The organism is Pseudomonas sp. GM49 (genome assembly GCF_000282355.1).
GTDB lineage: Bacteria > Pseudomonadota > Gammaproteobacteria > Pseudomonadales > Pseudomonadaceae > Aquipseudomonas.
This window is the reverse complement of the sequence record NZ_AKJL01000086.1, coordinates 1-10,782: the sequence shown is the minus strand read 5'-3', so window position 1 is coordinate 10,782 and position 10,782 is coordinate 1. Positions and strand designations below refer to the sequence as shown.

Here is a 10,782-nt window from a genome sequence, read left to right as displayed (position 1 = left end):
ACATGCCGGTTGACCAGGCAAAAACCGTATCGGGCAATCGAATTTCCGGTCAATTCGACAACGCCTGGATTCAAGCCTTGGCCGGGAACATGACCTGGCGCTTCTGATGTCTTGTAAACGTAAGAACGACGATTTCATCCAAGGAGTACACACCACTATGAATCTGTCCCGAAAACTGCTTGTCGGCGCCACGCTGGCCGGTCTGTTACTAGGCGGTTGCACCTCGAAAGTCACTGAGAAGGCGCAATATTCAGGCTTCCTGTCCAACTACAACAACCTGCAGGAAGTCCAGACGCCGAGCGGCGGAACCGCGATGCGCTGGGTCAGCCCTTCGTGGAACGCGAATGCGTATGACACCGTGGTGTTCAACAAACTGGAACTGTATCCAGCGCCCAAACCCAATGAGCGAGTCAACCAGCAGACGCTGGCCGACATTCAGAACTACATGACCAACAAGGCCAAGACCACACTGGGCCAGAAGTACCGCGTAGTGTCCAATTCCTCCTCCGCACCGGCGGGTTCCCGGTCCCTGATCATGCGTGCGGCGATTACCGGGGTCAGCGCCGAAAACGAAGGCATGAAGTGGTATGAAGTGGTCCCCATCGCAGCCGTAGTCGGGGCAACACAGGCAGCCACCGGTCACCGTGACCAGGAAACCATCCTGTTCATCGAAGCCGAGTTCATCGACGCGAAGAGCAACCAGACCGTGGCCAAAGTGGTACGCAAGGTGTTTGGTACCGCCCTGGAAAATGAGAGCCAGAAGGTTACCGCCAAGGACTTCAAGGCGGCGATCGACAAAATGGGTACCGACTTCCAGGCGTTCCTGAAGTAACACGCTCTTGTGGCGAGGGAGCTTGCTCCCTCGCCACATGAAGTCCGGCCTGAGCTGTTTTTTCATCCCGACCCGCTGGCGCATCCCGGTGGTGATCACCTGCCGAGACTTGTACCGCTCCACCCACGGGGGCGTTACGTTTCTGCCGCCGATGCCATTTCAGGCACCGCCCCTGGCCTGCTGCTCCAGATGCAATTGCAGCTGCGGCTCGATCTGCAACGCCGCTGCCAGTTCATCCAGATAATTACGCTCGGCGTCCTGCTGGTCATCCACCAGCAGGACGCTGGCCAGGTACATCTCCGAGGCCATGGCAGGGTCGGTCGCCGACTGCGCGACTTCATTGGCGTCCAGTGGCTTGGCGACCTCGTCGTCCAGCCATTGCTGCAATTGCGGATCGTCAGTGTGACGGCCGATTTCAGTGCTGATCATCTGCTTCTCGGCGTCATCGATCCGGCCATCGGCCTTGGCCGCCGCAATCAATGCCCGCAGAATTGCATGGCTGTGCTCCTCGGCCTCAGGGCCAGCCAGCAAGTCCACCGTGCGCGGCGCTTCTTGCGGTGCCGACGCCTGACTGCGCTGCCAGGCCTGGTATGCCTGGAACGCCATCATGCCGAGGGACGCCAGCGCTGCGTAACGGGTACCGCCACCGGATCGGCTTTGTGGTGCACCACCCATCGGCGAACCGCCGCCGAGCAAACCACCGAGCAACCCGCCCAACCCTGCTCCACCGCCACCAGCACCACCGCCCAACAAGCCGCCGAGCAATCCACCCAGGTCGCCGAGCCCGCCCTGGGCCGACGCGCCAGCGCCGCCCTGTTGCGCCATCGAGCCCTGACCGGCGCGCAATAATTGTTCGAGCAGATCGCTGGTATTCATGACGCTTGTCCTCTTTTGCAGGGGGTTCATCCAGTCAGGCAACGATAGCCCCCGTCGGCGAATGTGCCAGCACCGTTGGGCTGACGCGCCCTCGCTACCGCGGATTTATCCGGGGTATTTTTTGCCGGCGCAGCTAAGATTCATAGGTGGTGAACCTTCTTCCCGGATACCCGGTCGATACCTGCAACCCGACCCGGTTTGCCACCGCCCCTGTACACGGGGTGATAACTGGCTTGCTTCATTTACTGGAGAACGCCCCTGTGATTTCAACCCTGTACATCGCCAGACTCAAAGCATGGGGCGCCCATGGCTTTACGGCCACCGGCGTGGTCACCGCTTTCCTGGCCACCCTGTCGCTGCTGGATAACCAGCCGACCCATTGCCTGCTGTGGCTGGGTGTCGCCCTGATCGTCGACGGGCTGGACGGTGCACTGGCGCGCAAGGTCAATGTGCAGTCGGTGCTGCCGAGCTTCGATGGCTCGATCCTCGACCTGGTGATCGATTACCTGACGTATGTGTTTATCCCGGCACTGTTCATCTATCGCTACATCCCGTTGCCGGACTACACCTTGCTGCTGAGCGTGTCGCTGATTCTGGTGTCGTCGCTGTTCTGCTTCTGCAACGTCAACATGAAAAGCAAAGACAACTACTTCCAGGGTTTCCCCGCCGCCTGGAACGTGGTTGCCCTGTGCCTTTACATCATCGCCCCGTCACCGTGGATCACTTTCGTCACGGTCATTGGCCTGGCCCTGCTGACCGTGACCCGGATGAAATTCCTGCATCCGTTCCGCGTGCGCCGATTCATGCCGATCAACATTGCGGTGACGGCCATCTGGTTGCTGTGCAGCTTGTCGCTGGTGCTCAACCACCCGCTGATCAACCCGTTGGTGATGGGGCTGTGGCTGCTGATGTCGGCGTACTTCCTGGGCATTTGCTTGTGGCGTACGGCACTCGAGTGGATCGACGAATCGCGGCTCAAGTAGCCATGGCGGTCCATATCGTTCAACTCGGATCACCCCGTCGCCCCGACGAAGGGTTACGCCTGGGCACGGTGCGCCGCCCTCCCCGTGGCGTACCGAAAGCCGAATTCGCCCGTCGGGATTTTTATGATGTCTGGCAGCCGCTGCTGTCGCCCAGTGCGCAATTGGTGGCCGAAGCCAAGGCCGCGCAAGATGCCAGGGCCTGGGAGGTGTTCCGGCGCAAGTTCAAGGCCGAGATGAGCCAGCCCGCTGCCAGTCAGATGCTTGACCTGCTGGCCGCACTGTCCCATCAGACGTCCCTGGCCGTGGGGTGTTATTGCGAGGATGAAGCGCATTGTCATCGGTCGGTGTTGCGCGAGTTGCTGAAGGCGCGGGGGGCGAAGGTTATTTAGCTTGTCTGAACACTGCCCCCTTGTAGGAGCGAGCTTGCTCGCGATGGACTCAAAAACACCGCGTGCATCCAGAAATCACGCGTAATCGTTATCGACCATCGCGAGCAAGCTCGCTCCTACAAGGGAGTTATGCATGGCCCTTCAACGCCGCGTGATCACCACCTCCAGGTATTCACTCGGCACCACCAGCGACTTGTCGCCCGCCCGATTCATCCGGTTGATCAGCTCGGTCAGGTCGGTCTCCAGGGCCTTGGCGCCATCTGCGGGCAGTGCAGCGAAGGCTTTGTGCACCGGTCCGTACCAGTCGCGGAAGGTGTCGATGAAATGCGCCGCCGAGCGATAGCGGAAATTGAACGTGCGGCGCGTCACCTGGAGCAGGAATTCACGCTCGTCGAAATGCTCGTGCAGCCAGGCTTCGTTGCCCCAGCGTGAGGGCGGATTTGCACCTGGAGGGGGTGGCAGGTGCTGGCCCAGGGTCTTGAACATCTGGCCGACGAAGCCTTCCGGCGTCCAGTTGGCCAGGCCGATCCGCCCACCCGGGCGGCAGACTCGCGCCAACTCTGCGGCAGCCTTGGGCTGGTCCGGCGCGAACATCACGCCGAAGGTCGACAGTACGGCGTCGTAACTCGCATCGGCGAACGGCAAGGCTTCGGCATCGGCAACCTGGAAGGTGACGTTCTGGCGCTCTGCCCGGGCCCGCTCTTCGCCGCGCTCCAGCAAGGCAGCGACATAGTCGGTGGAGGTCACCTGGCAACCACGGCGCGCCGCAGCGAGTGTCGCGTTGCCGTTGCCGGCGGCAACATCGAGCACGCGTTCATCGCACAACAGGTCGCAGGCTTCGGCCAGTTGCTCGCCGACGATCTGCAAGGTAGTACCGATCACGGCGTAGTCACCGCTGGCCCACGAGGCCATCTGGCGGTTTTTCAAGGCAGTCAGATCAATGGGTGTACTCATGGAGACGGTCTCTGGGTTGAAACACGAATCGGGTCCGGTCGCGGTTACTCCGCCGTCGTCGGATCGATGATGTTCATGACCTGGGAAATGCGGTTGGCGGGAAAACCACTGATCCTGGCGTGCTCCTGGATCTGCGCCTCGCTCGGCGAGATGTACACGCAATAGAGCTTGTCGCCGGTGACATAACTCTGCAGCCACTGCACCTCCGGCAACTCACGCAACGCCCGGCAGGACTTTTGCGAAGCGGCTTTCAAATCCCTTTCCGACAGAGCTCCGGCGCCCTGGATCTCACGTTCAATGACGAACTTCGGCATGGCAACCTCTCTTTTCTTGTTGTGGGTGGCAGGGCCGGCACAGACCCTGTGAACCAACTATCGTCCTGACGGGGGCTGGCGTCCTGCCCGATCGTCGCCCAAGCCTGCCCGATCGTCCGGAGATTCCACACGGCGCCCCGGCGCGCTCACAATCAGGAACCCTCCCACGGGGAAACCCCAATGGACGCTCTGTCACAGACCCTGCGCGTCGTGCACCTGGTCGGCGCGATCTTTATCAATGCCCGGTTCACCGCGCCCTGGTGCTATCAGTCGCCCAGCGCCGATACGGCGGCGCCGTTTCTGGAGCCCGATGCGGAACGGGTGGTGATCTTTCACCTGATCACCGAGGGCGAGTGTTACGTGGAACTGGGCGATGACCCGCCGCTGCTCCTGAGTGCTGGCGACGTGGTGATCTTCCCCCAGGGTGACGCCCATCGCATGTGCTCCCGACCGGGGTTGCCCCCTGCCAGCGGTGCGCGACTGGATGCGGTGCTGGCACGACGGCCCCGGCAACTGAGCTACGGCGGAGGTGGCGCGGTCACCCGGTTGGTGTGCGGCTACCTGGCGTGCGACACGCGCCTGGCGGGCATATTGCTCAAGGGATTGCCCGCTGTGGTGCGGGTCAATGTGCGCGGTTCGAACGCCGGTATCTGGCTGGAATCCTCCGTGCGCTATGCCCTCGCCGAAGCCCGCTCGCCCCGCCCCGGCGGCGAAGGGGTATTGGCCAAACTGGCCGAAGTGCTGTTCATCGAAGTGTTGCGCCTGTACATGAACGAACAGGGCGAAGGGCGCACAGGCTGGCTGGCCGGTGTGCGCGACCGGATTGTCGGCGCCGCCCTCAATGCCTTGCACAAAAAACCCTGCCACGCCTGGACACTGGACGAACTGGCACGCACCGCCAGCACGTCGAGATCGGTGTTGGCCGAACGCTTCCAGCAATTGGTGGGGATGTCGCCGATGCAGTACCTGACGCAATGGCGCATGCTGCTGGCCGCTAATCTGTTACGCAGCAGCAACAGTTCATTGACGCGGATCGCCGAAGAAGTGGGTTACCAGACCGATACCGCCTTCAGCCGCGCCTTCCGTCGCGAATTTGGTGCGCCGCCGGCAGCGTGGCGGCGCGGTCAGGCGGCCTCGAATCACTTGAGCAGTCGCTGAACCGACAGGGGCGACAGCACCGCCCAGGCCCGCTACTCTCGCTACCCTGCGACTGAACTCTGAAAGGACTCATCACATGGCACCCCGCCTGGACTGGCTTGCTCGACATATGCAGCACAGCAATACATTCGCCTCGTGGATCCACCGGCAGTTCCACTACGAATACGCCGGACAGCCCCTGCCCGACTGGCAACGGGAATTCGCCGAAGGCCAAGACAACGGCGACTGGAAGTGCCTGATCGCCCTCGACCATGACGAACTGTTGGGCGGTGCAGCGCTGGCCAAGGCTGACCTGACCCATCGCCCGGATCTGGGGCCCTGGCTCGCTTGTGTGTTCATCACTCCCGAGGCACGCGGCAAGGGCTTGGCGGAGCGTTTGATCGAAGGGATTTGCGCGCAAGCCAAAGCCAACGGCGAGAAGAGGATCTACCTGCACACCCAGGACCAGAGCGCTTATTACGCCAGGCGCGGTTGGGTTGTGCAGGAGCGTTTTCAGGCATGGGAAAAAGATCAATGGCTCATGGCGCGAGACCTGTGAGCCATTGATCGAATGGTTCAAGCCGCTGGCGCGCTGGCCTTGGCCTCCTCCAGCAACTGCTGGATCACTTTCTCCTGCGTGTCGTAACTGCCTTCACCGAAGTGGGTGTAACGCACCTGCCCCTTGGCATCGATCAGGTAGTGCGCCGGCCAGTACTGGTTGTCGAAGTTGCGCCAGATCGCGTAGTTGTTATCGATCGCCACCGGGTAGGTGATGCCGTATTCCTTCACCTTGGCCCTGACGTTGTCGATGATGCGTTCAAAGCCATATTCAGGCGTGTGCACGCCGATCACTACCAGTCCGTCCTTTTCATATTTCTTCGCCCAGTCCTTCACGTACGGCAGGGTGTGCTTGCAGTTGATGCAGTCGAAGGTCCAGAAGTCCACCAGCACCACTTTGCCTTTCAGGGCTTCGTTGGTCAGTGCCGGTGAGTTGATCCAGTCCACCGCGCCGGACAGCGAGGGCATGGCGCCTTGGGCGTTGTCCATGGCGCTGTCGGCCTTGACCTTGCTGACCAGGTAATCGACGACTTTCGGCACGGTTTCCAGCACGCCTTTCTCCACACGGCTGACACCTTGCGATGAGGTGTTGACCAGCAACAGGTCATTGGCCCCCGTGGCGATCACCGCCGCACCGGCCAGCACCGCAACCCCGGCGCCCCGACGCAACCAGCCAGTGACCGGAATCGACGGTTTCAAGCGATTGACCAGGCCACGACCGGCAAAGATCAACGTGCCCAGGGACAACGCACTGCCCGCGCCATAAGCCACCAGCAGCAGACTGGTGCCGGCGTTCGCGCCTTGCAGCATGGCACTGGTGAGAATCACCCCGAGGATCGGTCCGGCGCACGGCGCCCAAAGCAGCCCGGTGGCGACACCAATCAAGATCGAAGCCAGAGGTCCGGACATTTTGCGCGAGTCCGGGTCGATGCGATTGCCCAGCAGCACGAAAGGACGAGCCAGCCAGTCACCGACCCGGACGGAAATCAGCGACAGGGCGAACAGCACCATGACGAACAGGGCGACGTGGCGGCCGGTGTTGCTGGCCTGTATCACCCACTCAGTGCTGACCACGGCCAGGCTGGAGACCAGGGCAAAGGTAAGGACCATGCCGCCGAGGGTCAGCAGGATCGAGGAGCGTGTGCGGTCGGCACCGGCAAACAGGAAGGGCACGACCGGCAGGATGCACGGGCTGAGGACGGTCAGTATGCCGCCCAGGAAAGCGATGAGTAACATGGGATCACCTAAGACAAATCAGAGGGCGACACACAATCATTGTGGGAGCGGGCTTGCCCGCGAAGAGGCCGGTACATTCAATAGAGATGTCACCTGCAAGGCCGCCTTCGCTGGCAAGCCAGCTCCCACAGTGGATTGAGGTGTTTTCAAGCTGTCTGTTCATCCAGCAACTGCCCCTGAGGCGTGCGGCTGGAACCGTTCTCGGCAAGCATCTGCCCTTGCGGCGTACGGCTGGAACCGTCTTGTGCAAGGAAGCCTTGGGTGCCCTTCTCTGCCACCGGCGTGAGCTGGAAGCAGGTGTTGCTGGCGCAGGCGCTTTGCTCGACAGCGGCGTTGGCATGGGCTGCCGCACCGGCGACGGCAAAGGCGATGGCGGTCAGGTAGCGGGTAACGTTATTCATGATGGTCTTCCTGTTTCAAATGGATTAAGCGGTGATTGATCGCAACACTCAGTTTTCCGAGTTGCAGTTGTCAGCCAACTTGCGGTAATCCAGCACCTGGCGGTTGGACTGGGAATCGAGGTACGTCAGCCGCGCATTCACCACGCCGCAGGAAGGTGTAGTGTCCTCGGTCAGCGACACCACTTTCTTGATGTCAAGTTGGGTGCCATAGGTGTAGGTTTTGGGAGCGACATCGGCTTCGGCGCGGGCCGACAGGGTGCAGATGTTCAGGGCGGCAAACAGGCAAGCGGCGTAGATGGCTTTGGTGTTCATGGCGAGTTCCTCAAGGCTTCAACAGGTTGATCGTTGGTTGATCCGAGGCAGTCTGGTTTGCCTCGATGGAACCTATTAAAAGCCTGCGAGGTATCTCGTCTGTGTCGGGAATCGGCGCGAATCAATCGGTTCGTATCAGAACGGGGCCTGGATACACAGCAATACAAAACCGCTGAAAACCGGCTTTTTTGCCTTCGTGTGTATCCGCAGGCAAGCCAGATACACTGCAATACAAAGGGCGGCAGGCGAGCCCGCCCGGGCTCGATAGACTGTGTGGCAATCCCCATTTATCAGAGGTTTGGCCCAATGGATCACGTTGATCACATCCTCATCGTTGACGATGACCGCGAAATCCGCGAGCTGGTAGGCAATTACCTGAAGAAGAACGGCCTGCGCACCACCGTCGTGGCGGATGGGCGGCAGATGCGCGCGTTTCTGGAAACCACCCCGGTGGACCTGATCGTGCTGGACATCATGATGCCGGGGGACGATGGCCTGCTGCTCTGCCGCGAATTGCGCGCTGGCAAACACAAGACCACGCCAGTGCTGATGCTCACCGCGCGCAACGATGAAACCGATCGCATCCTCGGCCTGGAAATGGGCGCCGACGACTATCTGGTCAAGCCATTCGCTGCCCGTGAACTGCTGGCACGGATCAATGCGGTCCTACGGCGCACACGCATGCTGCCGCCGAACCTGGTGGTGACCGAAGCCAGTCGCCTGTTGGCCTTCGGCCGCTGGCGCCTGGACACCTCGGCCCGTCACCTGCTCGATGAAGACGGCACCATGGTGGCCCTGAGCGGTGCCGAATATCGATTGCTGCGGGTGTTTCTCGACCATCCGCAACGGGTGCTCAACCGTGATCAATTGCTGAACCTGACCCAGGGCCGCGACGCCGACCTGTTCGACCGCTCCATCGATCTTTTGGTCAGTCGCCTGCGCCAGCGCCTACTGGACGACGCCCGCGAACCGGCCTACATCAAGACCGTGCGCAGCGAAGGCTATGTATTTTCCCTGCCGGTTGAAATCCTGGGCGATCAATCATGACGCAGGCGCTGCATTGGCCGCGTACCCTGGCCTCGCGGCTGTCGCTGATTTTCCTGATCGGCCTGATCCTCGCCCAGGCGCTGTCCTTCGGCGCGCAGTATTACGAGCGCTACGAATCCTCGAAAAACACCATGCTCGGCAACCTGGAAACCGATGTTTCCACGTCCATTGCCATCCTCGACCGCTTGCCCGCCGAAGAGCGGGCCGGTTGGCTGCAACAACTGGAACGGCGCAACTACAGTTACCTGCTCAATGAGGGTTCGCCGGGCACCCCCATCAGCACCGACATGCCCGATGCGCCCATTGCCATCGCCTCGATCAAGGACGCCATCGGCCATGACTACCCGATGACCTTTACCGACATCCCCGGGCCGAAAAAACATTTTCAAGTGCACTTGAACCTGGCGGATGGCAGTCCGCTGACCATTGACGTGCGCCCCGCAATGGTCCCGTTGTCACCTTGGTTGCCCATCGTGTTGCTCGGACAACTTGCGCTGATGCTGGCCTGCTCCTGGCTGGCGGTCAGAATCGCCATCCGCCCCCTCACCCGCCTCGCCGGTGCCGTCGAAACCCTGGACCCCAACGCCCATCCCGTGCTCCTGGACGAAAAAGGCCCGACCGAAGTCGCCCACGCTGCCAAGGCCTTCAACTCGATGCAGGCACGCATCGCTGCGTACTTGAAAGAACGCATGCAATTGCTCGCGGCGATTTCCCACGACCTGCAAACCCCGATCACCCGCATGAAACTGCGCGCCGAGTTCATGGACGACTCCAGCGAAAAAGACAAACTGTGGAACGACCTGGGCGAGATGGAACACCTGGTACGCGAAGGCGTGGCCTACGCCCGCAGCATCCACGGCGCCACCGAAGAAAGCCGCCGCACCGACCTCGACTCGTTCCTCGACAGCCTGGTGTTCGACTACCAGGACATGGGCAAGGACGTGCGGCTCGAAGGCAAGAGTGCAGCCGTCATCGACACCCGCCCACACGCCTTGCGCCGGGTGCTGGTCAACCTGACGGACAACGCATTGAAGTTTGCCGGTGCTGCCGAGTTGCGGGTGGAAAAACAGGCCGATGGCAACCTGTCGATCAAGATCCTTGATCGTGGCCCGGGGATTGCCGAGGAAGAACTCAAGCAAGTGATGGAACCGTTCTACCGCGTGGAAAACTCCCGCAACCGCAGCACCGGAGGCACCGGGCTGGGGCTGGCGATTGCCCAGCAACTGGCGATAGCGATTGGTGGGTCGTTGACCTTGAGCAATCGTGAGGGTGGCGGGTTGTGTGCGGAGCTACGATTGCCAGTGCAGCCGTAAAAGAATCGTCGGCTGTCAGGCAGCCATCGTCGGAACGCCGCCCGGACCAAGCCCGCTCCCACAGTTGGACCGAGTACATTCGGTAGAAATTGGTCAGCTGGAAGGCAGCCTTCGCGGGCAAGCCCGCTCCCACAGGTATTTTGGCCGGCCGCAGGATTCCCGTTCACTGAAGATCAAACTGTGGGAACGGGCTTGCTCGCGAAGGCGGTGTATCAGCCGCATCTTTATTGAATTTGCCGACCTCTTCGCGGGCAAGCCCGCTCCCACAGGTATTTTGGCCGGCCGCAGGATTCCCGCTCACTGAAGATCAAACTGTGGGAGCGAGCTTGCTCGCGAAGGCGGTGTATCAGCCGCATATTTATTGAATGTGCCAGCCTCTTCGCGAGCAAGCTCACTCCCACAGAAGAGCAGATTGGCGTCCCCCCCCCCC

Annotated in this window: 13 protein-coding genes; 7 read left to right on the top strand and 6 right to left on the bottom strand. The window is 61.2% G+C overall.

Annotated elements, in window-relative coordinates; all coding sequences use genetic code 11:
* The first annotated feature begins 157 nt into the window (after positions 1 to 157).
* The gene (locus tag PMI29_RS20925) at positions 158 to 832 is read left to right on the top strand and encodes a DUF3313 domain-containing protein (protein WP_007995972.1); all 675 of its coding nucleotides are present in this window, start codon (positions 158 to 160) and stop codon (positions 830 to 832) included.
* A 159-nt stretch (positions 833 to 991) separates the two neighbouring features.
* Here the strand turns inward: PMI29_RS20925 and PMI29_RS20930 are convergent, their stop codons facing one another.
* Positions 992 to 1,708, bottom strand: a complete 717-nt coding sequence (locus PMI29_RS20930) for a tellurite resistance TerB family protein (RefSeq protein ID WP_007995970.1) — start codon at positions 1,706 to 1,708, stop codon at positions 992 to 994.
* Between the two features lie 260 nt (positions 1,709 to 1,968).
* On the opposite strand from PMI29_RS20930, the gene pcsA reads away from it, so the two are divergent.
* Positions 1,969 to 2,691, top strand: a complete 723-nt coding sequence (gene pcsA, locus PMI29_RS20935) for a phosphatidylcholine synthase (RefSeq protein WP_007995968.1) — start codon at positions 1,969 to 1,971, stop codon at positions 2,689 to 2,691.
* Between the two features lie 2 nt (positions 2,692 to 2,693).
* Positions 2,694 to 3,080: a DUF488 domain-containing protein gene (locus tag PMI29_RS20940; RefSeq protein ID WP_007995966.1), complete on the top strand. Its 387-nt coding sequence runs from the start codon at positions 2,694 to 2,696 to the stop codon at positions 3,078 to 3,080.
* A 141-nt stretch (positions 3,081 to 3,221) separates the two neighbouring features.
* On the opposite strand, the gene PMI29_RS20945 is transcribed toward PMI29_RS20940, so the two are convergent.
* On the bottom strand, positions 3,222 to 4,034 hold the full coding sequence (locus PMI29_RS20945; protein WP_007995965.1) for a class I SAM-dependent methyltransferase: 813 nt from the start codon (positions 4,032 to 4,034) through the stop codon (positions 3,222 to 3,224).
* A gap of 44 nt (positions 4,035 to 4,078) precedes the next feature.
* A complete protein-coding gene (locus tag PMI29_RS20950; RefSeq protein ID WP_007995963.1) occupies positions 4,079 to 4,348 on the bottom strand; it encodes a DUF4242 domain-containing protein in 270 nt (89 codons plus the stop codon).
* A gap of 180 nt (positions 4,349 to 4,528) precedes the next feature.
* Between PMI29_RS20950 and PMI29_RS20955 the strand changes: the two genes are divergently transcribed.
* Both PMI29_RS20955 and PMI29_RS20960 read left to right on the top strand, forming a co-directional pair.
* The gene (locus PMI29_RS20955; protein WP_007995961.1) at positions 4,529 to 5,506 is read left to right on the top strand and encodes an AraC family transcriptional regulator; all 978 of its coding nucleotides are present in this window, start codon (positions 4,529 to 4,531) and stop codon (positions 5,504 to 5,506) included.
* Between the two features lie 76 nt (positions 5,507 to 5,582).
* Positions 5,583 to 6,044 carry a GNAT family N-acetyltransferase gene (locus PMI29_RS20960; protein ID WP_007995959.1) on the top strand — a complete coding sequence of 154 codons (462 nt, stop codon included), beginning with the start codon at positions 5,583 to 5,585 and terminating at the stop codon, positions 6,042 to 6,044.
* Between the two features lie 17 nt (positions 6,045 to 6,061).
* Here PMI29_RS20960 and PMI29_RS20965 read toward each other — a convergent pair whose 3' ends face one another.
* From PMI29_RS20965 to PMI29_RS20975, 3 genes are all read right to left on the bottom strand, one after another.
* Positions 6,062 to 7,279, bottom strand: a complete 1,218-nt coding sequence (locus PMI29_RS20965) for a cytochrome c biogenesis protein DipZ (RefSeq protein WP_007995958.1) — start codon at positions 7,277 to 7,279, stop codon at positions 6,062 to 6,064.
* A gap of 146 nt (positions 7,280 to 7,425) precedes the next feature.
* On the bottom strand, positions 7,426 to 7,680 hold the full coding sequence (locus PMI29_RS20970; protein ID WP_007995957.1) for a hypothetical protein: 255 nt from the start codon (positions 7,678 to 7,680) through the stop codon (positions 7,426 to 7,428).
* A 48-nt stretch (positions 7,681 to 7,728) separates the two neighbouring features.
* Positions 7,729 to 7,992 (bottom strand): DUF2790 domain-containing protein, encoded by a 264-nt coding sequence (locus PMI29_RS20975; RefSeq protein WP_007987700.1) that lies wholly within the window; start codon positions 7,990 to 7,992, stop codon positions 7,729 to 7,731.
* A gap of 306 nt (positions 7,993 to 8,298) precedes the next feature.
* Here PMI29_RS20975 and PMI29_RS20980 point away from each other — a divergent pair, with 306 nt between their 5' ends.
* Both PMI29_RS20980 and PMI29_RS20985 read left to right on the top strand, forming a co-directional pair.
* Positions 8,299 to 9,039: a response regulator gene (locus PMI29_RS20980; protein WP_007978356.1), complete on the top strand. Its 741-nt coding sequence runs from the start codon at positions 8,299 to 8,301 to the stop codon at positions 9,037 to 9,039.
* Positions 9,036 to 10,352 (top strand): ATP-binding protein, encoded by a 1,317-nt coding sequence (locus PMI29_RS20985; RefSeq protein ID WP_007995956.1) that lies wholly within the window; start codon positions 9,036 to 9,038, stop codon positions 10,350 to 10,352. The genes PMI29_RS20980 and PMI29_RS20985 overlap by 4 nt, the downstream gene beginning before the upstream one ends.
* The last annotated feature ends 430 nt before the right edge of the window (positions 10,353 to 10,782 follow it).